This is a genomic window from Thermostichus sp. MS-CIW-15 (genome assembly GCF_054060575.1).
Window position 1 is genome coordinate 19,790 of the sequence record NZ_JBSSDI010000018.1, and the last position, 23,146, is coordinate 42,935.

General features: G+C 59.8%; 21 protein-coding genes, 1 tRNA gene and 3 pseudogenes. 15 read left to right on the plus strand and 10 right to left on the minus strand.

Annotated features, from left to right (window positions below):
• Window positions 1-33: 33 nt before the first annotated feature.
• Complete coding sequence (locus ACVW0R_RS08225) at window positions 34-222, minus strand: hypothetical protein (RefSeq protein ID WP_011431549.1); 189 nt, start codon at window positions 220-222, stop codon at window positions 34-36.
• 15 nt (window positions 223-237) lie between these two features.
• The gene (locus tag ACVW0R_RS08230) at window positions 238-354 is read right to left on the minus strand and encodes a cytochrome b6-f complex subunit PetN (protein ID WP_240527309.1); all 117 of its coding nucleotides are present in this window, start codon (window positions 352-354) and stop codon (window positions 238-240) included.
• Between the two features lie 106 nt (window positions 355-460).
• Here ACVW0R_RS08230 and ACVW0R_RS08235 point away from each other — a divergent pair, with 106 nt between their 5' ends.
• The gene (locus tag ACVW0R_RS08235) at window positions 461-706 is read left to right on the plus strand and encodes a hypothetical protein (RefSeq protein ID WP_011431547.1); all 246 of its coding nucleotides are present in this window, start codon (window positions 461-463) and stop codon (window positions 704-706) included.
• A 105-nt stretch (window positions 707-811) separates the two neighbouring features.
• A complete protein-coding gene (locus ACVW0R_RS08240) occupies window positions 812-1,369 on the plus strand; it encodes an SRPBCC family protein (RefSeq protein WP_457501912.1) in 558 nt (185 codons plus the stop codon).
• A gap of 173 nt (window positions 1,370-1,542) precedes the next feature.
• Here the strand turns inward: ACVW0R_RS08240 and ACVW0R_RS08245 are convergent, their stop codons facing one another.
• Entirely contained in the window at window positions 1,543-3,507 is a 1,965-nt protein-coding gene (locus tag ACVW0R_RS08245; protein ID WP_011431544.1) for a DICT sensory domain-containing protein, read from the minus strand.
• A gap of 169 nt (window positions 3,508-3,676) precedes the next feature.
• On the opposite strand from ACVW0R_RS08245, the gene ACVW0R_RS08250 reads away from it, so the two are divergent.
• Together ACVW0R_RS08250 and ACVW0R_RS08255 are read left to right on the plus strand one after the other, a co-directional pair.
• Window positions 3,677-4,120 carry a 2TM domain-containing protein gene (locus ACVW0R_RS08250; protein WP_457501913.1) on the plus strand — a complete coding sequence of 148 codons (444 nt, stop codon included), beginning with the start codon at window positions 3,677-3,679 and terminating at the stop codon, window positions 4,118-4,120.
• A 94-nt stretch (window positions 4,121-4,214) separates the two neighbouring features.
• Window positions 4,215-4,285 (plus strand) — tRNA-Gly (locus tag ACVW0R_RS08255).
• A 261-nt stretch (window positions 4,286-4,546) separates the two neighbouring features.
• Here the strand turns inward: ACVW0R_RS08255 and hisN are convergent.
• On the minus strand, window positions 4,547-5,341 hold the full coding sequence (gene hisN / locus ACVW0R_RS08260; RefSeq protein WP_011431542.1) for a histidinol-phosphatase: 795 nt from the start codon (window positions 5,339-5,341) through the stop codon (window positions 4,547-4,549).
• A 31-nt stretch (window positions 5,342-5,372) separates the two neighbouring features.
• Window positions 5,373-5,789: pseudogene (locus tag ACVW0R_RS08265) on the minus strand (zinc ribbon domain-containing protein); the annotation flags it as partial.
• A gap of 33 nt (window positions 5,790-5,822) precedes the next feature.
• Between ACVW0R_RS08265 and ACVW0R_RS08270 the strand changes: the two are divergent.
• Together ACVW0R_RS08270 and ACVW0R_RS08275 are read left to right on the plus strand one after the other, a co-directional pair.
• Window positions 5,823-6,455, plus strand: coding sequence for a biotin transporter BioY (locus tag ACVW0R_RS08270; protein ID WP_011431541.1), 633 nt, complete (start codon window positions 5,823-5,825; stop codon window positions 6,453-6,455).
• Window positions 6,456-6,607: 152 nt separating this feature from the next.
• Window positions 6,608-7,048 carry a hypothetical protein gene (locus ACVW0R_RS08275; protein WP_011431539.1) on the plus strand — a complete coding sequence of 147 codons (441 nt, stop codon included), beginning with the start codon at window positions 6,608-6,610 and terminating at the stop codon, window positions 7,046-7,048.
• Between the two features lie 111 nt (window positions 7,049-7,159).
• On the opposite strand, the gene ACVW0R_RS08280 is transcribed toward ACVW0R_RS08275, so the two are convergent.
• Window positions 7,160-7,276 (minus strand): photosystem II reaction center protein I, encoded by a 117-nt coding sequence (locus ACVW0R_RS08280; RefSeq protein ID WP_011431538.1) that lies wholly within the window; start codon window positions 7,274-7,276, stop codon window positions 7,160-7,162.
• A gap of 369 nt (window positions 7,277-7,645) precedes the next feature.
• Here ACVW0R_RS08280 and ACVW0R_RS08285 point away from each other — a divergent pair.
• Both ACVW0R_RS08285 and hemB read left to right on the plus strand, forming a co-directional pair.
• A pseudogene (locus tag ACVW0R_RS08285) lies at window positions 7,646-8,564 on the plus strand (alpha/beta fold hydrolase).
• 55 nt (window positions 8,565-8,619) lie between these two features.
• Window positions 8,620-9,606, plus strand: coding sequence for a porphobilinogen synthase (gene hemB / locus ACVW0R_RS08290; RefSeq protein WP_011431536.1), 987 nt, complete (start codon window positions 8,620-8,622; stop codon window positions 9,604-9,606).
• Here hemB and ACVW0R_RS08295 read toward each other — a convergent pair whose 3' ends face one another.
• Window positions 9,607-10,167, minus strand: coding sequence for a slr1601 family putative cell division protein (locus ACVW0R_RS08295; protein ID WP_228375367.1), 561 nt, complete (start codon window positions 10,165-10,167; stop codon window positions 9,607-9,609). It abuts the gene before it with no gap.
• A gap of 105 nt (window positions 10,168-10,272) precedes the next feature.
• Between ACVW0R_RS08295 and ACVW0R_RS08300 the strand changes: the two genes are divergently transcribed.
• Together ACVW0R_RS08300 and thyD are read left to right on the plus strand one after the other, a co-directional pair.
• Entirely contained in the window at window positions 10,273-10,452 is a 180-nt protein-coding gene (locus tag ACVW0R_RS08300) for a hypothetical protein (RefSeq protein WP_143596988.1), read from the plus strand.
• A gap of 96 nt (window positions 10,453-10,548) precedes the next feature.
• Window positions 10,549-11,478 (plus strand): thylakoid membrane protein ThyD, encoded by a 930-nt coding sequence (gene thyD / locus ACVW0R_RS08305; protein ID WP_011431534.1) that lies wholly within the window; start codon window positions 10,549-10,551, stop codon window positions 11,476-11,478.
• A 53-nt stretch (window positions 11,479-11,531) separates the two neighbouring features.
• Here thyD and ACVW0R_RS08310 read toward each other — a convergent pair.
• A pseudogene (locus ACVW0R_RS08310) lies at window positions 11,532-14,434 on the minus strand (HAD-IC family P-type ATPase); the annotation flags it as partial.
• 474 nt (window positions 14,435-14,908) lie between these two features.
• On the opposite strand from ACVW0R_RS08310, the gene ACVW0R_RS08315 reads away from it, so the two are divergent.
• From ACVW0R_RS08315 to ACVW0R_RS08325, 3 genes are all read left to right on the plus strand, one after another.
• Window positions 14,909-16,183 (plus strand): NAD(P)/FAD-dependent oxidoreductase, encoded by a 1,275-nt coding sequence (locus ACVW0R_RS08315; RefSeq protein WP_011431532.1) that lies wholly within the window; start codon window positions 14,909-14,911, stop codon window positions 16,181-16,183.
• Window positions 16,184-16,415: 232 nt separating this feature from the next.
• Window positions 16,416-17,222, plus strand: coding sequence for a hypothetical protein (locus ACVW0R_RS08320; RefSeq protein WP_457501914.1), 807 nt, complete (start codon window positions 16,416-16,418; stop codon window positions 17,220-17,222).
• A complete protein-coding gene (locus tag ACVW0R_RS08325) occupies window positions 17,200-17,562 on the plus strand; it encodes a hypothetical protein (RefSeq protein ID WP_099812711.1) in 363 nt (120 codons plus the stop codon). The genes ACVW0R_RS08320 and ACVW0R_RS08325 overlap by 23 nt, the downstream gene beginning before the upstream one ends.
• A gap of 67 nt (window positions 17,563-17,629) precedes the next feature.
• On the opposite strand, the gene ACVW0R_RS08330 is transcribed toward ACVW0R_RS08325, so the two are convergent.
• Both ACVW0R_RS08330 and ACVW0R_RS08335 read right to left on the minus strand, forming a co-directional pair.
• Entirely contained in the window at window positions 17,630-19,213 is a 1,584-nt protein-coding gene (locus ACVW0R_RS08330) for a serine/threonine-protein kinase (RefSeq protein ID WP_099812712.1), read from the minus strand.
• A 318-nt stretch (window positions 19,214-19,531) separates the two neighbouring features.
• The gene (locus ACVW0R_RS08335) at window positions 19,532-20,752 is read right to left on the minus strand and encodes an HhoA/HhoB/HtrA family serine endopeptidase (RefSeq protein ID WP_457501915.1); all 1,221 of its coding nucleotides are present in this window, start codon (window positions 20,750-20,752) and stop codon (window positions 19,532-19,534) included.
• A gap of 187 nt (window positions 20,753-20,939) precedes the next feature.
• Between ACVW0R_RS08335 and ACVW0R_RS08340 the strand changes: the two genes are divergently transcribed.
• Complete coding sequence (locus ACVW0R_RS08340; RefSeq protein ID WP_011431528.1) at window positions 20,940-21,464, plus strand: nucleoside deaminase; 525 nt, start codon at window positions 20,940-20,942, stop codon at window positions 21,462-21,464.
• A 300-nt stretch (window positions 21,465-21,764) separates the two neighbouring features.
• On the plus strand, window positions 21,765-22,961 hold the full coding sequence (locus tag ACVW0R_RS08345) for a SpoIID/LytB domain-containing protein (protein WP_041438653.1): 1,197 nt from the start codon (window positions 21,765-21,767) through the stop codon (window positions 22,959-22,961).
• Window positions 22,962-23,146: the final 185 nt, after the last annotated feature.

Here is a 23,146-nt window from a genome sequence, read left to right on the forward strand (position 1 = left end):
AACTTCTTGGCCCCTCTCCCAGAACCCCAGGAGCTAGCGACGCTTGGAGCGGCGAGCCTGCCGTTCTGCCTCGTTGCGCCGCCGCCGATCCCGCCAGTCGATAAAGGTGATGTAGCCAACGCCCACCGTTACAGCCGTCAAGAGCAAAAAGATGCTCCCATACGCAAGGCGGGCCACCCAGGGCAAGTCGGTTTCCATAGAGCCAGAGGTAGCGAAGGACAAGGGGGATGCTTGGGGCTACATGCCGTTACGGCCCCAAACCACGAAGGCAATGGAAAGGGCGAAGAAAGCCGCAACGGCAACCCAGCCAAAGGTGATGATGTCCATAGGTCTAGCCAAGCAAAGAAGGCTCATCGGGGTGATCCCATTTTACGGGATGGGATCCCCGGCGCATCTACAACAGGGCTCGACTGGGTAGATTAAGGTCAGAGGCCAAAACCCAAGCCAAAGGGAGGACGCGATGGTACTGGAGACCCTGCCGCTGGTGGCCGCGGTGGCCATCGCCATTTTTGTGCTGGTTTTCTGGGTGCGGGTGGTTCGGGAGGCCATCTGGACGGCGGTGGGGATCGTGGTCCTCCTGGCCGTGCTGTACGTGGTCTTTAGAATTGGCCCGCGGCAGGTGTTGCAGGAGCTGCGGGATCCCTTCGCCTTTTTGGAGCAGGTGTGGCAGGTGATCGTCGCCTGGTTCCGGGCCTTTTTCCCCTAGCGCGTTGTCCCCTATACAATTCCTCGTACAATGGACTGGGCTTGGGTTGGGGCTGCCGGCCCTTCCCCTTTGTTCTGCAACCCTGACGCGCTTCGATTGCTGGCCATGCCTTCCGACTCCGCACAGGATCCCCAAAGCCTCCCAGACCCTGCCCCGCAAGACGGGATCCCAGTTCCCGAAGACATCCAAGTGGAGGTGGAGGACTTGGGGGATCGCCGCCGCCAAGTGCGAGGTTGCGTCTTGATCCCGGTGGAGCGGCAGCGGGTTTGGCAGGTTTTAACCGATTACGACCATCTGGCGGAGTTTGTGCCCAACTTGGTGGAAAGCCGCTTCCTCGGCAGCGAGAACGGCCGCAAGCTGGTACGCCAGGTGGGATCCCAAAAGGTTCTCTTTGCCCGCTTTTCGGCGGCAGTGGTGCTGGCCATTGAGGAAATCTTTCCCCACCAGCTTCGCTTCCAAGAAATAGAGGGGGACTTTCTCCTTTTCGAGGGGTTTTGGGAGCTGGCCGAGTGGCTAAACCAGCAAACTTTGCTCACCTACCACCTGCAGGTGAAGCCGCCGCGCCCCATGCCGGTCGGCCTGGTGGAACGGCGCATCTGCCGAGACTTGGCCTTCAATCTCCAGGCCATTCGGGAGCGCTGCCTGAGTTTATACTCCCAATAGGGCGTGCCATCCCTCACCCCCAGCCCCTCTCCCAAAGGGACGTCCCTCACCCCCAGCCCCTCTCCCTTTGGGAGAGGGGAGCTATGCGGCAACCTGATTTGTTGGACATTCGCGGTTTGCATTTGCCGGCTGGGATCCCAGCTCATCGCAGCAGCCTGGCAGCCCCCCACTTTTCAGGCGGCCATCGAGGGCTGAGTCTGGGTTCGTGGGTTTGCTATCGGCAGGGTGAAGTGGAAGGCACTGCCCTGGTTGATCCCCGGCGATTCGGCCCAGATGCGCCCCCCCATCGCCTCAACGATCAGCCGGCAGATGGCCAGCCCCAAACCCGTCCCGCCCACGGAACGGCGCAGGGATCCCTCTGCCTGGTAAAACCGCTCGAAGATGGCTTGCAACCGCTCCGGCTCAATGCCTCGCCCGCTGTCGGCCACAGTAAATCTCACCATCGCTTCTCCAGGTTCGCCGGCTGGTGGCTCCACCTCTGCCCGGATCCAGATCCGCCCGCTGGGAGGAGTAAACTTGCAGGCATTGTCCAACAGCTTGCGCAACACTTCCACCAGCCACTCGCCATCTGCCCTGACCATCGGCAGCCGTTTGGGCAGCGCCTGCTCGATGGTGGGTAACTCCTCGTGCCGTCGTCGCGCTTTCACGTTGCTCAGGGCCAGCTCCACGCATTCTTGGGCAGACAGCGGCTCAATATGCCAGCGAACGCGACCACTTTCCAGCTTGGAGAGGGTGAGAAAATCCTGCACCAGCTCCCGCAGCCGACCGGCATCCTGCAGGGCCGCATTCAACATCTCCTGGCGCCTCTCCAAGGGCATGTCGGGGTCGCCGGCCAAAGACTCCAGACACACTTGAATGGTGGACAAAGGAGTGCGCAGCTCGTGCCCGATCACGGCAATCAGCTCCGACTTGGCCCGATCCAGAGCCTGCAACTGGCGATTCAGCTCTTCCAGGTGCTGATAGGCTTCTGCCTGCAGGAGGGCTACTCCTACCTGGTTGGCAATGGCTTCCGCCAGCTCCAGGGTGGCCAGCTGCCAGCGGCGGGGGTGTTGGTGGTGCAGCTCCAATAGGCCCAGCAACCGCCCCTGATAGAGAATCGGCATGGCCACCCAAGCGCGAATTTGCGCCGCCTGCCACAGCTCCGGCACTTGCTGCAAGCGCGGATCCTTTTGGGTGTCCTCGCAACACACCAGTTGGGCCGAGGCCATCGCCTCCTGCAAAAAAGGGTTGCTTGGCACGGGCCAGAGGGATCCCTTGAGGCTGCCCATCGTCAGGGTGTGATACTCGTGATCGATCTGGACAGCAGGAACCTGACCGTCGTAGCGGTAGATCAAACAGCGCCCCACCTTCGCTGCCTGACCCAATTCCTGAACGGCAATGGTCAGGATATCGCCGGGATGCAAAGACTGGCGAATGGCGCTGCTGATGCGGTTGATCAAGTGTTCTTTGCGCTCTTGAGCTTGAATGGTGCGATAGGCCCGCTGCAGCTTGTATTGCCCTACCTGGAGATAGGTGATCAGCCGCTCCGTAAAAGGGCCGGGGTTCAGTTGGCTGTCAGCATCCTGGGGAGCTCCTTCGAGGTACTGGCGAACCGGCTCCAGGCGAGGGGCCAGATCCGGACGGTAGCCAAGGATCTTCGGCAACAGAGCCAAAGCCGCCTGGGCAGTGACGGAGCGATCAAATGACCAGATGCCATCGAATTGGCGGGCCGCATCCATGTCGCTGCCCTGCCAGGGCCGCTCCCGACACACCAAGCAGGTGGCATAGTGGGCGTCGATAACGATCAAATGCCACTCCTGCGCCAGCGGATCCTCCGGATCCAGGGGGATAAAGTCAGGGGGCAGGTCGGCCTGAGCCCCATCGGGAGCAGCCAACACAAACACATCTTGGGCAACCGCGCCGATGCGACGGTAGCGCCGCGCCTCCTGGCGGTAGTAGCGCTCCTTTTGAAAATTGGCGAACACCCACGGGGATCCCTGACCTTGCAACACCTGATCCTCGATGGCGTGGCTAAGGGCAACCAGAGAAGACTTGAAATAAAGTTGCGGGCGCAGATGGGGCAAAGCCTCCAGCAGATCGCTCAATAGGGAAGTCCGACTCTGACGGCTCTGGCGGGATCTAGGGCGGGTAGAAGTCATAGCCCTATTGGCAAGTTCGGTTGGCAAGGAGTAACTTAGCCGTGGAGAAAGCGCCTGGCGGGCTGGCCTAGGTTTAGTCTAGCGGTTGGGTTCTGCAGCAAGGCGAACTTAACGAGCTGCAAGATCTGGCTAACTTGGGCTAAGAATTGTAAGGTTGTGTGTAGACCCAATGTCGGGATCCCGGTACAGCCAAGAGGACGTGCAACAAATTCTCCAGTGGGCCATGGCCCGCCAGCCGCGTCTGGGCGAGTTTACCCGCGCCCAACTGCAGGAGATGGCCGCCGAACTGGGGATCTCCTCCCAAGAGCTGGATCTGGCCGAACAGGAATGGAAGGCCTGGCAAGAGCTGAACAGCCAACATCGCGAATTCCAGCGCTACCGCCGCCGGCAGTTTTACCAGTTGCTGGGGCGATATGCAATTGTCAACAGCTTTCTGCTGGGCTTGGACTGGCTTTCCGGCGGAGGGCTATCCTGGTCGCTGTTTATACTCATGGGCTGGGGCTTGACAGTTTCCCTCAAAGGCTGGAACGCCTATCAAACGGAGGGTGAACGCTACGAAAAGGAGTTTCAGCAGTGGCAAAAGAAACGCCAGAAGAAGCTTCAGCGTCGATGAGTAGCATCTCGTCTCTCTGCTTTGAGCGGCGATGGTCTTAGAAGGAGACTGCCGGCAGATGCTAGTATAGGTAGCTGCAGAGGCAAATGCCTGTGCGGGCGTAGTTTAATGGTAAAACCGCAGTCTTCCAAACTGCTGTTGACGGTTCGATTCCGTTCGCCCGCTTCCAGCCACCCAAAGCCATAAACCCGCTCCAGATAAGCACTTCCAGCCTTAAACTGCAGTTGAGTTTGGGGTCAGAAAGTGTCAGGAAACGGCTATGGAGAAAAGGGAAAGCTTGGTACGCTTTTGGTCTGAACTGGCACTGCCGGGGGTGGCGGTACCGGTTGTCGACGGGGGCGCCGGACGAAGAACTTGGCTAGAGCCTTATCTTGTCAGCAACAATTTCTAACAATCGCTCCCCAGCGCTTACCTTCGGGCTAGGGACTACCTCTCGGAGCTTATTGCAGCCAAGGCCTGGCGATGCAAGTCGGGGTTGGCCGCCGCCAGCACTTCCCCCCTAGACGTGCGGGTCAAGGGATCCCCCGACCAATCGGTAATCAGGCCGCCGGATCCCTCGATAACAGGCACGAGAGCAGCAAAGTCGTAGAGGGCAAGCCCACACTCCATCACCAGATCGATGTAGCCGCTGGCCAACAAGCCGTACTGGTAGCCGTCGCCGCCGTAAGAGGTGATGTGAACCGAGCGGCTGAGCTGCTGAAAGCGCTGCCGCTGGTCAGGCTGGGCGAACAAATCGGGGGTGGTGCAGCTTAGGTAGGCGCGGCTGAGTTCAGTGGTGGCTTTGGTGCGCGTGAGCTGTTGGGTGGAGGGGGTTATCCAGCGGGTTGGTTGTCCCTGCACCCCCAGCCAGCGCTCGCGCAGCACCGGCTGATCGATGAGGCCCAAGATGGGGCGATCCTCCGCCAACAGGGCGATCAAAGTGGCAAAGGTGGGCTTGCCGGTGGAAAAGGCGATGGTGCCATCCAAGGGATCCAAAACCCAGGTGTAGGGGGATCCGGTCTGGTGGAAGCCAAACTCCTCGCCGAGGATGTTGTGCTCCGGCACGTGGGCGGCCAGCAGCGCCCGCATCGCCCGTTCCGCCTCCCGGTCGGCTATCGTTACAATTGGCGAGCGGGCCTCCTTGTATTCGGCTTTCAGCTCCCCGCGAAACAAAGGTCGGATCACCGCTCCGGCAGCCTCGGCCAGGGCCTGCGCCAATTCAATCCATTCTGGCTTGACCACCTTACTCTCTCTGTACTTTGTCCTGATACATTTACGCTGAACACTGCTGAGCATTATCGCTCAACGGTGCAGCGATAGCATCCTGCCCACTGCTGAACAGGATGGCGGTATCCCGCAAAGCTCTGAGCATAACACCCAGAGCGCCTTGCCAATCTCGTGGCAGCCTATGGTTGCACTTTGGGCATCTAAACACCTTTGCGCCACCCAACTTGGTGTGGATGTGCCCGCACTTGGTACAGGTTTTGCTGGTGTACGCTTCCGATACTTCCACGACAACCACGTTTTTCTTCTTGGCTTGAAACTTCAGGAACTGCTTGAACCGATAGTGCGCCCAGGTGAGCATCGCCCTTGCTGTCTTGCTACCAAACTTCCTCCCTGCCTTGGCAACCATCTTGGCTGACTCGAAAGTGGGGAGGAATATCAATCGGTAGTTATCTGTTAGGAACGCTCTTCTAGCATAGAAAAAGACTTCCCCTCGGCTATGCGCTCTGGCCGACTGTTAACCCCTCTGGAATGGCTCTGGATCGCGATTGGGGTGATCTTGACCATTTTGGGCACCCTAACCCAGGTGAGCTTGCCGCCTCAGTGGCCAGGGGTGGGCGGATATAGCTTTTCCCTGCAAATCGGCGGCGTGCTGCTGACGGCCTGTCTGGCGGGGCCGGTGGCGGCAGTGTGCGCTCAGATCGTCTATCTGGGATTGGGGTTGGCGGGGCTGCAGGTGTTTGCCCAAGGAGGCGGATGGCAATACCTGTACCAGCCCGCCTTCGGCTATTTGCTCGGGTTTCTGCCTGCAGCCTGGGCCTGCGGGACAATGGCCTTTCGACAAACGGATCCTCATTTACCGCGCGCCTCCTTTCCCCCTCGCCGCAACCCCTACGTGCAGCCCAGCCTCTCTGCGCCGGTGCGTCTGCAAGACTTGGCCGCCGCCGGTTTGGTGGCCCTGACCCTGGTTCACCTGACCGGGATCACCTATCTCTTAGCTACTCAGCCCTGGAATGGAGAGTTGCTGCAGTTGCTTCGGCTCTACTCTGGCTATACCCTGCCAGGACAGCTCATCGTGGTCAGCTTCGCTGCCCTCCTAGCCCTGATCCTGCGGCGCTTGCTGCTGCTTTAGCGCAAAAGACCTTCTATCTTTGCGCGATTGGGCATTTGCTCTTGGGCTGGAGCAGCAAAGATTAGCCTAGAGGCAAACTTGCCCCAGAGAAGGGACAAGGGGTTTCCAAGGTTTCACCAGGTTTCTGCAAAGTTTCGTGAGAAAAGGCAAGAATGCGACGCGCTGCGCTAACTCTCTTGGCAACGGGCTTTCTAGCCACCACTCTGACCGCCTGCGGCAACAGCGGCAACTCTGGCGGATCGATTGTCATTCCACCCCAAAGCCCAACCGTTTCCTTTATCAATCCGCCTACCTCTGGGCGCGTAGGCACCTCCACACCGGCTTTCACGGTGCAGGTCAGTGTGCCGGGCGGCGCCCGCTCAACCCAGTTTGTGGAACTGGAAACCTTCAACCCGCTTGGCACGCGCGTGCAAAGGGAAGTCTTTAGCCCCCAGCAGGTTGGCTGCAGCCCAGGTGCCACTTTCTGTAGCTTCAACACCGACTTCCGGGTTGCTCCTGGCGATCCTGCCGGCGTTTGGCAGTTTCGAATCACTGCCTTTGACCAGCAAAACCGCTCTGGATCCCAGACTCTTCTGATTACAGTCTTTCAGTAGGCAAGCCGAGCCGTTGCTTTGGATTGAGAGCTAAGCGAAAGCAGGGGATGCGTCAAGCACCCCCTTAAGGCGTAAGCCCTTCTCACCAGGAACGCCCAAATGCGGGATCCCTCATTCCATGTCCCGACGGTTGGGGTTGCGGGCAGGGTCATTGCTCAAGAAACCAAAAACAAACAGCCCCACAAAAAAGATTACCACCGCGTAAACAGAGATTTTCAGTAACAGCATAGTTTCAGCGACCCGTTTCCAAGTGGATGAAGCGAACAAGCAACAAAGCAATGGTAGAGCAAAGACCGAGAGCCACGGAGACGGGATCCCGTCAGACCTGAGGCTCGGCAAAAGTTCTTCACAAGATCATACCTCCCAACAGCTCCTCATTCCCGCCGTTGGCCCCAATTTGTCCCCAAAACGCCTCGGACACTTGCCGGAAAAGAGCCGCAAAGCTCGGCCAGATAGGGATCCCTGGCAAGGGGCAAAATTGTTAAGAAATGTTTTAAAGCGAAAAGCAACATTGCGCTCGCTCAGCGGCAGCAGTGTTGGAGAAGGCTGGGGAATGGGAGGATGGGATCTGCGGCTTTGCTGGCTGGGTACCTATCTATGCCTTTTGACTTGTCCGGTAATCCAGTTCATCAGTTAAACCACTGGGATGCTTCAGAGGAGCGGTTGCCCAGTCAGGCAAGACCTCCGTCGTCTCAAGAGATCTATTGCTCCCGGGAACTACAGCTTTCAGACGGCACCGCGGTTTTTCTGCGCCACTGGCTACAGGGATCCCCGCGGGGCCGGGTGTTGCTGTTGCACGGCAAAGGGGATCACGGCGGCGGGTTTGGCCCCTTGGCGGCGGAGTTGGCGGCTCAGGGGTGGGAAGCTTTGGCGCCCGACATGCGGGGATTTGGTTCGCTGCTGGATCGACCGCTTCGGCCAGTACCAAGCGGATCTAGAGGCAATCGTCAAGCAAGTTTGGCCCCAGCGAGAGCTCCCGCAGATCTGGTGTGGGTACAGTGCAGGGGCCAATTGGGTTACGGAATATGCGCTTGCTCACCCCGACCAGGTGCAAGGTTTGATCCTTATCTCCCCGGCCTTTCGTATCGACCACTATTTCAACCACTTTACCTGGGGTCTTTTACAGGTCTTGGACAAGGTTTTGCCCCAGTTGGCCCTGACCGGCCTCTACGAACCCGGGCGGGTGACCTCCCTAGCGGAGCAGCAGGCAGCCTTGGCTGCAGATCCTTACGTGTGTGGTGTTACCCGGGCCCGGTTTACGGCGGAGCTGGTGCGCAGCGGCCGGCGCTGCCTTGAACAAGCCCACCGGCTGGAGCTGCCAGTTTTGGTGCTCTACACCTCTGCCGATATTGTTGTCAATCCTGCTGGCGCTGTGGAGTTTGCCTGTCGGCTTCCCAAGGGTGAAGTCTACGATTTTCCCCAGTCGCGCCACGACCTTTTGCACGACTGCGAGGCTGCAGCTGTTCAGCAAGCAATTGGCTGCTGGTTGGAGCGGCATTTTCCCCCTCCGCTTTGACTGAGCTCCTGGGGCCCTCATGGCAAAATAGAGAGGCCCTCTTTCTCCTGCTCCTATGAGCCAAGACCTGATCTACCGTCCCCGCCGGCTGCGGCGCACCGAGGCCCTTCGCCAGCTGGTTCAGGAGACCCACCTGCGGGTGCAGGATCTCATCTACCCCCTGTTTGTCATGGAAGGGGAGAACCAGCGGCAAGAGGTGGAGTCGATGCCCGGCTGCTACCGCTACACCCTGGATCTGCTCCTCAAGGAGGTGGAGGAGGCGGCCAACTTGGGGATCCCGGCGGTGGCCCTCTTCCCGGTGGTGCCCGAAGAAAAGAAAGACCCCACGGGGCGAGAATCCTTCAACCCGGAGGGCCTCATCCAGCGGGCGGTGCGTCGGATCAAGCAGGAGATCCCCGAGATCCTGGTGATCACGGATGTGGCCTTGGATCCTTACAACAGCGACGGCCACGACGGCATTGTGCGGGACGGGGTGATCCTCAACGACGAGACAGTGGAGGTGTTGGTTAAGCAGGCCCTCTCCCAGGCGGAAGCGGGAACCGACATCGTGGCCCCCTCCGACATGATGGACGGTCGCGTCGGCGCCATTCGCGAGGCCCTGGATGAGCAAGGCTATACCGACGTGGCGATTCTGGCCTACTCCGCCAAGTATGCCTCCGCTTTCTATGGCCCTTTTCGCGATGCCCTGGGATCCGCGCCCAAGTGGGGGGATAAAAAAACCTATCAGATGGATCCCGCCAACGCCCGCGAGGCTCTTAGAGAAGTGGAGCTGGACGAGGCGGAAGGGGCGGACATTGTGATGGTGAAGCCGGCCTTGGCCTACCTGGACATTATCTATCGGGTCAAGGAAGCGACAGATCTGCCCGTGGCCGCCTACAACGTGAGCGGCGAATACGCCATGATCAAGGCTGCTGAGCAAAAGGGCTGGATCGACGGCAAGAAGGTGATGATGGAATCCCTCTTGGCCATGAAGCGGGCCGGCGCTGACATGATCCTCACCTACTTTGCCAAAGAGGCGGCCCTGCTGCTGCAACAGTCCTAGCTAGGGCCTTCTGGACAACTGGGGAGATTGTCCAATCCAGGTGGGGGGTGCCTTTTTCTCTGCGTCGGCTACTAGGTCGCTGGGATCCACCAGGCGCACCTGGATTTGATCGGGCGGCACGCGGTTGAGGCGTTCCTTGATGAGGGCTTGCTGCTGCAAGGGATCCATGCCGCGATCCACTCCCTCCCGCAACCGTGAGACTCGGGCTGAGAGGACTTCGAGGTTCTGCTCCAAAACCTGCAGGCGGTGGTGCTGGGCCAACTGCACCGGTAAAAGGCGATACAGGCCGCCGAGGGCAGCCGCCGTAAACACGAGGTTCACCCCGATGCGACAGAGCAGTTCCCAAGCTTGGGGCTCCGGCTCTGGGGCTCGTCGTTCCCGCAGGCGAGACAGATTTCTTGAACAGGAAGGCCGGACGGGGATCGTCCGCGGGCCGGGAACCGGGAGAGAAGGGGGCGCTCCGGCCCGAACCAGGGATCCCTGCCCCTGCAAACGACGCAGCCGCGGAGCAATAGAGACGCCCAGCTCAGGCCGAGGAACCTGCCCCTCATTGACAGACATGGGGCGAGCCGAGGTACGCGAAGTAGACTTGGGTGTCACGGGTGAAGGGAAGCAATCGGGGGATGAAAGACCACCTCTGCTACTGGGAAGCGCAGCTAGGGCTTATTGAAGCCGATTTTTCCGAACGTGTCAGGCGGTGGTCCAAAACATTTTTCTTTTCAGCTCTACTCCGGTACGGCGGAGGCGGATTTCGGCTCTTTTTCCGGGTCTTCGGTCAACGCCAAGCAGGAACTGCCGGACAGCCCAGAGAAAAACCGGCTATGGCCAAACCCGGAAACGCGCTAGGCTAGAGGTTCCTACCTTGGGCAAGCTCTACGCCGTCCAAAGGACGAAGGCAACAGAGAGCCCAGGGGCTTGTAGGGTGCTTATCGGGATCCGCCTATGCGCATTGCCATCACGGGTGGGAGTGGTTTTATCGGGCGCCGCTTGGTGGCCCGCCTGCTGGAGCGAGGAGATGAGGTGTTGGTTTTGAGCCGCCGCCCTGAGCAGGCCCGCCGCGTTCTGGGAGCATCCCCCAACCTCAAGCTGCTGGAGTACGATCCCTACCAACCGCAAGCCTGGGCCTCAGCTCTGGAAGGCTACGAGGCCATTGTCAACTTGGCCGGAGAGCCCCTGGCCTCTTCCCGCTGGACAGAAGCTAAGAAAAGAGAGATCCGCCGCAGCCGCGTGGAAACTACCCAGGCTCTTGTCCAGGCTCTTGCTTCCCTGCAGCAAAAGCCCCGGGTGCTCCTCAGCAGCTCGGCGGTGGGCTACTACGGATCCCATCCCGAAGGGGATCCCCTGACGGAGGCGGATCCCCCGGGCCAAGGCTTTTTGGCAGAAGTCTGTCAAGCTTGGGAAGCTGCCGCCCGCCCGGCAGAGGAGCTGGGGATCCGCCTGGCCATCCTGCGCACCGGGATCGTGTTGGGGCCCGATGGGGGAGCGCTGGCCCAAATGCTTGCCCCCTTTCAGTTCTTCCTCGGCGGCCCCATTGGCTCTGGCAAGCAGTGGGTCTCCTGGATCCACCGCGACGACTGGGTGAGTCTAGTCTGCTTCCTGCTGCAACAGGGATCCGGCGTCTTCAACGCCACTGCCCCTAACCCAGTGCCAATGGAAGAGTTCTGCCGCACGTTGGGGCAAGTTCTGGCCCGCCCCTCGTGGCTGCCGGTACCAGCCCCAGCCCTAGAACTGCTGCTGGGCGAAGCAGCTCAGGTGGTTCTAACAGGGCAGAAAGTGATCCCCCAAGCCGCGCTGCAGCTGGGGTTCACCTTCCAATATCCCCACCTCAAAGAAGCCTTGCGGCAACTCCTCATCCCCCAGGGCAACCGCTGAGCGTAGCCATCTAGGAGGCAAGCCCTTGCCGCCGCTCTGGCTTCCCCCAAGATTTAGGTTTTCCTGGGTAAGCGGGCCAGCGAAGCGCCTTCCGGATCCACCCGGTTGGCCAGCGCTGCCACCCCAATCATTGGCAGGCTCACCACCAGGCAGAAGCCCCACTGCTCCCAAGCTAGCGGTGCCGTGTCGAAGAGAGCGTTGAACAGGCTCCATTGGCTGAAGAGGATCTGCAGCAGGATGGCCGCTCCAATGCCGATGGTGATAGCCGCCACATCCATTAGGCGTTCGCGGCGTTCCAACTGGCTGGCGCGCCCGCGGCCCAACAGGGTAGGAATAGCCTGGCTGAGGCTGAGCAAGTAGAAGATGCGCCCAATCACCAGCGTCTGAATGGCCATGCTGCGGGCCAGGTTGAGGTTGCCGGTGGTTTGTTCGATGTATTCAAAAACCCCGAAGATCAAGAGCCAGTTAAAGGCTGAAACCAGCAGAATGCGCTGCAGCAGCCGAGGAGAGAGCAAGTTGGCATCGGGATCCCGCGGTGGTTGGGTCATCTCCCGCCCCGTGCTGGGCTCAAAGGAGAGGGGCACTGTCATGGTGATGGAGTTGATCATGTTGAGCCACAACACCTGGATGGCCAAAATGGGCAGCTCGCGGTTGAGGAGGACGCTGAGGAGAAGGGTCATTGACTCCCCGCCGTTCACCGGCAGGATGAAGGCGATGGCCTTGAGCAAGTTGTTGTAGACAGTGCGCCCCTCCTCGACGGCGGCCTTGATGGAGGCGAAGTTGTCGTCGGTCAAGATCATGTCGGCGGCGGCTTTGGCCACTTCCGTGCCGCCCCTCCCCATGGCAATGCCCACATCTGCCTGCTTCAAGGCCGGGGCGTCGTTGACCCCATCGCCGGTCATGGCCACGACCTGACCCTGCGACTGCAAGGCCTTCACCAGGCGCAGCTTTTGCTCCGGCACCACCCGCGCAAAGACGGATCCCTCGTTGGCGGCGGTAACAAACTCCTCTGGGCCGAGCTGCTCCAGATCCCGGCCGCTGTAGGCTTTTACCGGTTTGCCGCCGCCCAGGCCCATCTGCTCGGCAATGGCTTGGGCCGTGAGCACATGGTCGCCGGTAATCATCTTGACTTGGATCCCGGCGGTTTGGCAGGAGCGCACGGCGGCAATGGCCTCTGGCCGCGGCGGGTCAATCATCCCCTGCAAGCCCAAGAAAATCAGCCCTTCCTCTAGATCTGAGTGATCCACCTGAGTTTGGCTGCTGGGGACGGTTTTACCGCAAGGACTTTTTGATTGCGCCTTGTTATTTACTTCAATGGGCCGGGTAGTTGACTCAGTTAGGTCAAGCGTGCTACCCTGGCGCAGACTATCGGCTTGCAAGAAGGGGACTATGCCCGGAAGGTTGGTCTATAAACTAGGTGAACACCGCCTCAAGGTGTTGGTCATCAACCCTGAGAAAGGCTCAAGGAGGCGGATGTATAAATCGATACCGATTCTAAGCCGTTGCCTAGAGCGGACTGGTAGGCTTCTCGGCTTAGACCGGGCAACTGAGGACGACATAAAGGTAGTTAAGCAAATTAAGGTAGGTGGAGAAGCATCCGAGGAAGAAGGAGGTCAACTCCCACCAGAAGAAGGTGAGGAAGGGGGAGAAACTGAAACCCGCGAGATTATCTATTACCGGCTTGGGAGTTGGAGGGCCGATAGGATAATACTGGTCTATAAGGAGTACATAGAGGAGTCGGGAGGAGAAGAAGGGGGGCAACAACAAAGAGGAGAAGGGGAAGGAGCAGAGAGAGAGAGAAGATACAAGCTAAAAAGGCTCTACATCCCCATCCCAAGTTGGGCGCCAAACTACGTGGTGCTTCCGACTCTGTTTTCCAAAGCAGAAGCGGCAGGCCTAGAACTTGTAGGAGCCTATCGCCACGGCTACATGATCCCTGCACCCGGTCAATTGGGCAAAGGCCAGAACTCGCAGCTGCCGGTAGCTTGCGGATAATGGCGTGGCGTTTTGCCATGCGGGAAACCCCAATCGCCAAGGTTACAGTGACTACCGTCGGCAAGCCTTCGGGGATAGCACTCACCGCCAGCGCCACCGCCGCCTCAAAGACAGTCGCTGCCGCTTGGCCCTGCACCAGGCCCACCAAAAAGGTGAGCGCCGCCAAGGTGAGGATAATTTTCAGCAAGGTCAGGCTGAACGCCTCAAACTTGCGCGTCAGCGGAGTTTGCAGGGATCCCCCTTCCTCGATCAGCTTGGAGATGCGGCCTGTTTGGGTCTGGTTGCCGATGGCCACCACCACCCCCGCCCCTTGGCCAAAGGTGACGAAGCTGCCGGCATAGGCCATGTTCTGGCGGTCGGCCAACGGCGTGTCTTCGGGGAGGGATCCCAGCCGTTTTTCCACCGGCACCGACTCTCCCGTGAGGGCCGATTCGTCCACCTGCAAGTTGCGCACGCTTACCAGGCGCAGGTCGGCAGGCACCCTGTCTCCCGAGCTCAAGAGCACCACATCCCCCGGCACCAGCTCCCGCGAGGGCACCCGCACTTTCTGCCCCTCCCGCATCACCGTTACTTCCGTCACCACCGACTTGGCCAGGGCGGCAATCGCCTCCTCCGCCTTGGACTCTTGGATGTAGCTGATGAGAGCGTTGATCACCACCACCGCCCAGATTACGATGGCGTTGCGCCAGGAGCCTAGGAACGCCTTGATCGCCCCGGCCACCATCAGGATGTAGAGCAGCGACTGGTTAAACTGCTGCAGAAACTTGACCCATGCGGGGGTAGCTGCCTTGGCCTTCAGCTCATTGGGGCCATACTGCTTCTGCCGCCGCTCCACTTCCGCCTGGGAGAGGCCTTTTTCCAACAGCGTCGGCAAAGAGAGCTCCTCTCCGAGGAGCTGCTGGATGGCTTGCTCCTCCGGCAGGGCATGCCAGGCAAGGGCCGGGAGCAGCTCAGGGGATGAAGGTTTGGCCATGTTCGGAATCTTGAGTTACAACAACACAACGGCAGGACGAGCTGCCGACCTTCCTCCATCTGACAGCCTAGCGGATGCCGCCTGCCCTTCCCAGTAAAACGCTCCCCGAGCAGCTCTTGCTAAGGCAAGCGTCAACAACGTTTAAGGAGGCGGCTAAGATTTGCTGAAAATTCTCGACAGATAGATAGAAAGGATGAATATATTCTTATTAGGTAGTATGATTAGCTAGAGCTTGTGGGGAGCCGAAGTGCTTCGGCCTCCCATGCTAGCTGACCTGTCCGGGCTCTTGGATGGGTTGGTTGGCTCTCTTGCTGTTTTTAATATGGCCGACGGGTCTATCGGTCTCTTTTTTTTTTGTTTCCGTTTTGAGTTTTAGAGGGAGTTATCGTGGTACCGACTACAAAGCCAAGGGAATTCCAGGCGCAGTCAGCAGCAGTGCCGCAAAACGGCGCGCGCTCTGAGGTGCAAGGGATCGGATCGAAGGGGTCCGCGGCGGTTCTCCGCCATCAGATTGTCGTCGTCGGGGGAGGGGCAGCCGGCATCAGCGCAGCAGCCCAGTTGCTGGAGCGCCAGCGCAACCTCGACATTGCCATCATCGAGCCATCCGACAAGCATTACTACCAGCCCGGCTGGACGTTGGTGGGTGGGGGTATTGCGCCGCTGGCCAAGTTTGTGCGCGATGAAAAAACCGTGATCCCCAGGGGAGCCAAGTGGATCCAGGCGCGAGTAACCGAGCTGGATCCGGATCACAACCGCGTCATCACCGAGGATGGCCAAGTTATCGAATACGACTACCTCATCATGGCCCCCGGCATCCAAATTGACTGGCACCTGATCGAGGGCTTGCCGGAGGCGCTGGGCAAGGGCGGCGTGACCAGCAACTACTCCAAAGACTACGCCCCCTACACCTGGGAGACCATCCGCAACTTCCAGGGGGGCACGGCCATCTTCACCTACCCTGCCACTCCCATCAAGTGCGGCGGCGCGCCCCAAAAAATCATGTACATGGCCGACGACGTTTTCAAGAGCAAAAGCGGCGTTGGCGTCAACACCAAAGTTATCTTCTGCACCGCCACCCCTACCCTCTTCGCGGTGCCCGAATACAGCGCCGCCCTGGAGAAGGTGGTGGAGCGCCGCGGGATCCAGGTGAAGTTCAGGCACAACCTCAAGGCCATCCGGCCCGAGACCCGGGAGGCCATCTTTGAAGTCACCACCGACGGTGGCAAAGAGGAGGTGAGCCTGCACTACGACATGATCCACGTGGCTCCGCCCATGAGCGCCCCGGACTTTGTCAAGCGCAGCCCTCTGGCAGGGCCCGGCGGCTGGGTGGAGGTGGACAAATGGACGCTGCAGCATCCCCGCTACCCCAACGTGTTTGCTTTGGGGGATGCCTCTTCCCTGCCAACTTCCAAGACGGCAGCCGCGGCCCGCAAGCAGGCGCCGGTGCTGGCGGAAAACCTCTTGGCGGCCATGCAGTCCAAGCCGCTGCCGGCCCGCTACGACGGCTACACCTGCTGCCCCCTGATCACCGGCTACAACTCCCTGATCATGGCAGAGTTTGCCTACGACGGGAAGCTAGCTCCCTCTTTCCCCCTGGATCCAACGCGGGAGCGCTACTCCATGTACTTGGCCAAGGTGCACCTGTTGCCCTGGCTGTACTGGAACCGCATGCTCAAGGGCAAGAGGTTTGAGGCCGACATCTTCAAGCCCATCAATAAGCTGGTGCATCGCTACTAAGGCTCTCCACCCTCTCACCCCCAGCCCCTCTCCCAAGGGGAGAGGGGAGTTTTTTTACAGAGCTGGCTCGCTCTGCCGCTGTGTTGTTACTTAGAAACCTTGTTAGAAAAACTACTAAGTATTTCTTAACGTCAATAGCTTCTGAGAGGTGAGGTTTTGCCGTACAATCAGCCCAGGTCTCCGTGAAAACCGAGTAGACTAGGTAAGGAAGTTTCACTTAAGGTTCTGTTCTATGGATTGTCTCAGAGAAGACGAGCTTGGCTATCTCCTTAAGAGGCGGGAAGAAGTTATAGAGGAGCAGAGAGAGATTCAAACCACTATTCAGTCTTCAAGAAATTGGCGGAAACGAGACATTTTGTCTCAGGCAAGAAAGTGGGGCTGGGAGATTGTCCGTCGTCGTGCCAGACATCCCACGCAAGCTGTTCGCGGGCATTTGAGGGTTAGTATTCCTGGACATGGCGACGGCGATTTCCTGGGGGTAGGAATAGCTCATAGAGTCTTAAAGGAATTGGCAGAGCCTAAACCCACAGAACTACAGCTTCAAAGACAAGAGTGCAGCGACCAAATTGTTAACTTTCTCGTGGGCAGAGGTATTGAATTTAGTTCTTTGCGCGAGTTAGGTTTATTAATCGAGCAGATTGAATTTCTGGAAGAGCAAAACCTAAAACTTAAGCGTAGAATAGAAGAGAGCGAGGAAGTAGCTTTAGATTTGCTCGTCGAGAAAGAACACGAAAATCAGAAGCTGGCCAATAGAATAAGAGAGCTTGCAGAAGAGCAGCTGCAAGTCCAGGAGATCGTCAGCCGTGCCATTTTAGCTCTGAAGGAACTTAAACATATCTTTGACCAGCTTCAGAACGCGGTAAACTACATTCCCATTCCAGAGATTAGGAGCTCACTGCAAAGTTACCTGAACAGGATCATGGCTATTTTTAAGGCTAACCTGCCTTCTACGGGTTCTAGAAAGTTGCTTCAGAAGAACGAGCAGGATATTTATCAAGCGAATTTGGAGGATAACCATGGGTCTCATCGAGAGCCTTGAAACGGCAATCGCGGCCTCGCGTCGCAACTATATTGAGCTCCTTGAGTTGACAGGACAGCTTGTTGCCGAGCGACAGCAGCAAGGTCAAAGGAATTGGCTACGGCTGAATGCCAAGCCCTGGACAGCAGCGACCCTAAAAAAAGCTTTTGCTTCCTTTGCAGCCGCTCGAGCTTACTTTAGTAAGCGCTACGGCATAAAAGCAAGAGGGTGGAAAGCTTTGGCAGAGCAGGTCAATACTGTTGAGACAGCGCTGATTCACTTGGGACTGGCCGTTCGCGAAAGCCCTCAGGCAACCTCCCTTTTGGAGAAGAGTGCCCGGCAATCCTCCTCGATTTCTTGAGGGGATAGGCGTCCACTCTCCCTTTTTTCGCCGTTCTGGCTTTGTATCCCCAGGAGGGGGAAGTTTTTTACAGGCAGGCTTTGAACTTTTTCAATACCGCCCGATCCAGCATCAGCAGGGCTGCGCGTAACCCCCCCGAGTATCCCCAGAAAAAGCCCACCGGCAGATGGCCCTTGGGCGCTTCCAAGTTGGTTTTGAGCTCCCCGTACTCCAGCCAGCGGCCCTGGATCTGCCAGCCCACTTTCTCTCCCATACACTCTTCGCGGGGCAAGGCCGAGAAGGATCTCGAGCTGAGCCCTCCCCTTTTCTCCGAGTCACACTCCTGCCAGAGCTGCTTCTGGACGGTAAAGCCAAAGCGTCCATGGCTGGCCTGCGTCCAAAGTTGGTCGATTAGCCGCAGCATCGGGCAGGGGAAAGCTTCAACATCCTTGGGATCGAAAAAGCCCACCTGGGATCGCCCGCCCAGCTTTAACATTAGAGCCGTCGTCCAGCGATCGGCTTCCCCCCACTGGCCAGCCCGCAGCCGATCCCACAGCCCTTGTAGGGCAGGAGCCGCTTCTCCCACCCAGTCTGGCCAGGGGAGAGTAGCGGGCAGGGATCCCTGTCCCTCTAGACAAACTTCGGGAGAAACCAGGGATCCGGATGCCCCCTCTTTTTTCTTTGTCGTGGCAGGGGTAGGGGGCGCCACCATTTGCTCCAGCTCTTCTGCCGAGTGCTGGGCCAGGAGCTGTTCCAGCTCATCTTGGGGTTGCGGGGCCAGAAGCCGCTCCAGTTGCCGCAGATCTTGAGTGCGGATGGCGGGCTCAAAGGTCAGCGGCTTCTTCTCTTCTTGAGAGGCCGCTCCCGGCAGCAGGGCCAGCCACTCGGCCATGGTTTGTGGGCGCTCTTCGGGGTGGAGAGCCATCCCTTTGAGGATGGCGGCCTCCACCTCTTCAGGAATGCTGGGGTTAAGGCTGCGGGGGGGATCCAACTGCCGGCCTGTGGCCCGCACCGGCGCGCACAAGGGCACTATCCCCGTCAGCAGGGTGTAGAGGGTGGCGGCCAAGGCATAGACATCGGTGAAGGCGCCGCGGCGGCGCAGGCTGTCGTACTGCTCCAGGGGGGCGTAGCCATCGGTGCCGTAGGAGGTATGGCGCTGGATCAAACCTTGGGCGTAGGCCCGCGCCAGGCCAAAGTCGATCAACACCGCTTGCCCGGATCCCTCCCGCACCAGGATGTTGGCCGGCTTCACATCGCGGTGCAGGATCCCCTGTTCGTGCAGGGCCATGAGGGCGGATCCCACCTCTCGCGTCAGGCGCAGGGCCTCCGGCAGGGGCAGCGGCCCCTTTTGCCGCAAAAGCTGGTGCAGCGTCTGGCCACGGATGTACTCCATCACAATGCACCAACGCTCCTGCTCCCAGATCACCTCTTCCACCTTCACCACGTGGGGGTGGCGGCAGCGGGCCAGTTGCAGCGCCTCGTTCATGAAGTTTTGCTGGAAGCGAGGATAGTCGGGATCCTCGCGGATGCTGTCCTTTAAGACCTTGATAACCACATCCTCAGCACGGACGCTGTCCCAGGCGCGGTAGGTAATGCCGAAGCCCCCTTCCCCCAAAACGGCCTCGATGCGGTAGCGCCCCCCCTGCAATTCTTCGCCAACTGCCCAAGCCATACGCGATCTCGCTCCCCGCCTCTAGGGCTATTCTGTCACGGGGATCAACAACGGACGGCACGTAAAACTACTCGTTGCCGGGCAGACCCCCTGTCGGGCACAGCGGTGGCTCTATCGCCCCAGGGATTGTGGTCATTTCAAATAGCAACGAAACGTTTCTCTACGTCGTTATTGGTAGGCAGGGCTGTCGCAAACGCGCCAGCGGCGCGGAGCGCTTGGATGGCGGCAGAGTGTTTTCACCTAGTTTAAAACGACTCCAAGTCTTTGGAGGGGAGCTTGCTGAGAATAAGGTAGGGATCGGGATCCCAGCCTGCCTGCTCAAGAGCCCACCGGCAGCACCCCCGTCTTCACCTGGAAGGTGCGCGCCTGGCCGTCGCGGATGACCCGCAGCGTCAGCGTCTTGCCCACACCGGCGGCATCCACCAACTGCTGCACCTGCTCGGCATCGCGAATAGGTTGGCCGTCAATCTCAACAATGACGTCCCCTTCCCGCAGGCCAGCTTGCTCAGCCGGCGATCCCGGAACCACCTCCCCAATCAACACCCCTTCCTGCACCGTCAGCGGGCTGAGCCGCGCTGGGTCGCGGTTGAGGCGGGCTACCAAATCGGGGTTGAGGGTAATCATGCGAATACCCAGGAAGGCGTGCTCCACCCGGCCGTCGCGGATCAGCCGCTCGGCAATTTCCATGGCGCGGTTGATGGGAATGGCAAAGCCAACACCCTGAGCCCGCTGGAAAATGGCCGTATTCACCCCAATAACCCGACCTTCCGCATCCAGCAAGGGACCGCCAGAGTTGCCAGGGTTGATGGCAGCGTCGGTTTGCAGGAAGGTCACCCGCTTGTTGGCAGCCCCGATTTGCCCAGAGGAGCGTCCGACAGCACTGATGATCCCCACCGTTACCGTGTTGTCCAGGCCCAGTGGGTTGCCAATGGCAATGGCCCAGTCTCCTGGCCGCACCTGGTCAGAGTTGCCCAGGGTCACCGTGGGCAGATTTTCTCCCTCGATCTGGATCACAGCGATGTCGGTCACCGGGTCTGAGCCTTTGACTTTCCCTTCAAAGGTGCGCCCATCGAGCAGATGCACCCTAACCCGCTCGCTACCCTCCACCACGTGGGCATTGGTGAGGATCAGGCCGTCGGCGTCGATGATGAATCCGGATCCGGTGCCTTCCTGCTGGAACTCTTGCGGCAGTTGCGGGAAGAAGCGGCGGAACAGGGGCTGGTTGAACAGCTCGGGATCAATAGGGCTGGCCACGGTGCGGGTGGCGTCGATGCGCACCACCGCCGGTCCCACCTTTTGGGCAACGGCGGCAATGAAATTGGAAGGCCGCACGGCATCGGCAGGAGAGGCAGACTCAGGAGGGGACTCAGACCAAGGCAGAAGGGATCCCACCCCCTCTCCAGCCCGCTGCGACCAAGTGGCAAGGGGAGTTTGCTGCAGCCATGCTTGCCCCCTTGGCGAGGACAACCAGACCCCATAGGCAATGCCTCCGCCAAACAAAGCCATCGCCAGAAATGTTTGCCGTAGAAGCCGTGTCATGATCCCTCCCAGAGCTCAGCCGTATTGCCCCAAAAACACTGCACTGAGGAAGCTCAGGCAGACCGGCGCTACCCACCTGCGCAAGCAGACCCGGTTTACTTTGGCCTATTCTTCTTTTAGCTGTTTAGGGGATATGTGCTTAACTTAGCAAATCTTGCGGGCAAAGACAGGGCTCAAGAGCCTAGCGATGACCGGGAATCTAGCTCACCTCCCTTCCTCAGCACCGCCGGAGCGGGATCCATGGCAACGCCACCGCGCCTGGATGCAGTTGGCCCTGCAAGAAGCCGAGCGGGCGGGAGAAGCGGGCGAGGTGCCGGTGGCGGCTCTGGTGGTGGGGCCGGGGGAAGAGCTGTTGGCCCTAAGCAGCAACCGGCGGGAACGGGATCGGGATCCTACGGCCCACGCGGAGATTTTGGCCCTACGGCAGGCGGGGCAGCGCCTGGGCGACTGGCAGTTGCAGGGCTGTCGGCTGTACGTGACCCTGGAGCCCTGCCCCATGTGCGCGGGGGCGATCAGCCAATCGCGGCTGGCCCAGGTGATCTACGGCGCCGACGATCCCAAGGCCGGCGCGCTGCGCAGCGTGCTCAACCTGCCCGCTTCTGCCGCCAGCTTCCATTGCCCAGAGGTCATCGGCGGAGTTTGCGAGGCCGAGTGTCGTCGCCTGTTGCAGCAGTGGTTTAGCCGCCGGCGGGGGATCCCTCTGGCAACCTGACGGGGAACTTGGGCGACAAAAAGGCCGGGTTGAGGTCGTGCATCGGCAAGCGGTTTTTGATACTGTCATATCGGAAGGCCCCCGGCCCGCCAGCGCGAGCAGCTGGCTGGGATCCGGCCGCGGCCTCGAAGGCAAAGCTCTTTGAAGGCGGGAGCGCTTTGGTTGGTCGGTCGCTTGAGGGGTTGGTTGGGCAATCCTCACCGCAGGATCGCAGTTTCCTTCTGGATCCCTCCTCCGAAGTGGTTTATCGGCGGACAGGGATCCGTTGCTCTTGGGTGGTCTTTCCCAGAGGAGTGACGTGTGAGTGTAGCTCTCTTTTCTTCTCCGGTTGTGTCCCCGCTGCCCTCGGCTTGGCTTAGGGGGATCGGCCTTCTGGTTTGGGCTTGGCTCTGCTTGGCCTTTCCGGTGCAGGCGCGGGTGCTGCTGCGGGTGGGGATTGCCGTCAACAAGCCGCAGGTCAGGCTCGGCAGCTCTGCCCCGGCCCGCCTGCTGGATGCCCAGGGACAACCGCTGGCCGAAGTTCCGGCCATGCAGCCGCTGCAGGCCAGCCGGATAGGCTCGGCGGTCAGTTTGGCCGGCCAGCAGGGAGAACGCCTTTACCTACAGCCCACCACCCCCGATGGGTTGGTGTTCATCGACCAGAACTGGTACCGCGGCTGGGTGGAGCTGATCCCCGGCGAAAGTGGAGTGATCGCCATCAATCAAGTTGGTTTGGAGGACTACGTTTCCAGCGTGGTGGGCAGCGAGATGGGGCACCGCTTCCCGATGGAGGCCCTCAAAGCCCAAGCCGTGGCCTCCCGCACCTATGCCCTCTACCATCGCAGTCGTCGCTCCCAGCAGCCTTTTGACTTGGGGAGTGGGATTGATTGGCAGGTTTACAAAGGGGTGGCTGCCGAATCCAACCGCACCCAGGCAGCAGCCCGCGAGACTGCCGGCCAGGTTCTCGTCCACCAGGGGCAGTTGATCAACGCCGTTTTCCACTCCTCCGGCGGCGGCCACACAGACGATGCCGGCAATGTTTGGCTGGAGTCGCGGCCCTACTTGCAGGGGGTGCCCGATTTCGATCACCACTCGCCGGTGTTTAGCTGGACGGCTACCATTCCTGCCCAACAGCTCCAGCAGTTGGCCGGCGGGATCGGGGCCATCCGCTCCATTGAGATCCTGCGCAGCTCTCCCTGGGGACGGGCCATCACCCTGCGCCTAGTGGGATCCCAAGGCAGCAAAGACGTCAGCGGCAGCGAATTCCGGCGGGCTCTGGGGTTGCGCAGCACGATGATCGCCATCAGCCCACGAGGGGAGGCGGCCACCACCGCCAGCCTGACCCCTGCTGGGGCAAACTTTCCCGCTTTCTTCCAAATCCAAGGGCGCGGCTACGGGCACGGGGTGGGCATGAGCCAATGGGGAGCTGCCGCCCTGGCCAGCCAAAACTATTCCTACCAACAGATCCTCAGCCACTACTACCGCAACACCAGCTTGGCCGTGGTGGAGGGACGCTAGGCTCAGTCGGAGCTCCTATCGAAAAAGGCCATTTGGTAGCGAAGGCAGCTAAAGCTTTGCCGAGCTTGTGGCAGTTTAGATTGCCCTGCCGGGATCAGGAGTCAGTGGCAATTCTGGAAACTCTGTTAACTCCGATGCAGCACCGTCTCTTCAGACAGGCCGCAGATCGATCAGCAGCCTTCTCT

Excerpts from the sequence above, each read along its gene's own strand:
- ACVW0R_RS08330 (WP_099812712.1), bottom strand. The coding sequence starts at position 19,213 with ATGGCTTGGGCAGTTGGCGAAGAATTGCAGGGGGGGCGCTACCGCATC.
- ACVW0R_RS08295 (WP_228375367.1), bottom strand. The coding sequence starts at position 10,167 with ATGTCTGTCAATGAGGGGCAGGTTCCTCGGCCTGAGCTGGGCGTCTCT.
- hemB (WP_011431536.1), top strand. The coding sequence starts at position 8,620 with ATGAGCCAAGACCTGATCTACCGTCCCCGCCGGCTGCGGCGCACCGAG.
- ACVW0R_RS08270 (WP_011431541.1), top strand. The coding sequence starts at position 5,823 with ATGCGCTCTGGCCGACTGTTAACCCCTCTGGAATGGCTCTGGATCGCG.
- ACVW0R_RS08245 (WP_011431544.1), bottom strand. The coding sequence starts at position 3,507 with ATGACTTCTACCCGCCCTAGATCCCGCCAGAGCCGTCAGAGTCGGACT.
- ACVW0R_RS08275 (WP_011431539.1), top strand. The coding sequence starts at position 6,608 with ATGCGACGCGCTGCGCTAACTCTCTTGGCAACGGGCTTTCTAGCCACC.
- ACVW0R_RS08340 (WP_011431528.1), top strand. The coding sequence starts at position 20,940 with ATGACCGGGAATCTAGCTCACCTCCCTTCCTCAGCACCGCCGGAGCGG.
- ACVW0R_RS08235 (WP_011431547.1), top strand. The coding sequence starts at position 461 with ATGGTACTGGAGACCCTGCCGCTGGTGGCCGCGGTGGCCATCGCCATT.
- ACVW0R_RS08325 (WP_099812711.1), top strand. The coding sequence starts at position 17,200 with ATGGGTCTCATCGAGAGCCTTGAAACGGCAATCGCGGCCTCGCGTCGC.
- ACVW0R_RS08320 (WP_457501914.1), top strand. The coding sequence starts at position 16,416 with ATGGATTGTCTCAGAGAAGACGAGCTTGGCTATCTCCTTAAGAGGCGG.
- ACVW0R_RS08230 (WP_240527309.1), bottom strand. The coding sequence starts at position 354 with ATGAGCCTTCTTTGCTTGGCTAGACCTATGGACATCATCACCTTTGGC.
- ACVW0R_RS08250 (WP_457501913.1), top strand. The coding sequence starts at position 3,677 with ATGTCGGGATCCCGGTACAGCCAAGAGGACGTGCAACAAATTCTCCAG.
- ACVW0R_RS08335 (WP_457501915.1), bottom strand. The coding sequence starts at position 20,752 with ATGACACGGCTTCTACGGCAAACATTTCTGGCGATGGCTTTGTTTGGC.
- ACVW0R_RS08280 (WP_011431538.1), bottom strand. The coding sequence starts at position 7,276 with ATGCTGTTACTGAAAATCTCTGTTTACGCGGTGGTAATCTTTTTTGTG.
- ACVW0R_RS08240 (WP_457501912.1), top strand. The coding sequence starts at position 812 with ATGCCTTCCGACTCCGCACAGGATCCCCAAAGCCTCCCAGACCCTGCC.
- thyD (WP_011431534.1), top strand. The coding sequence starts at position 10,549 with ATGCGCATTGCCATCACGGGTGGGAGTGGTTTTATCGGGCGCCGCTTG.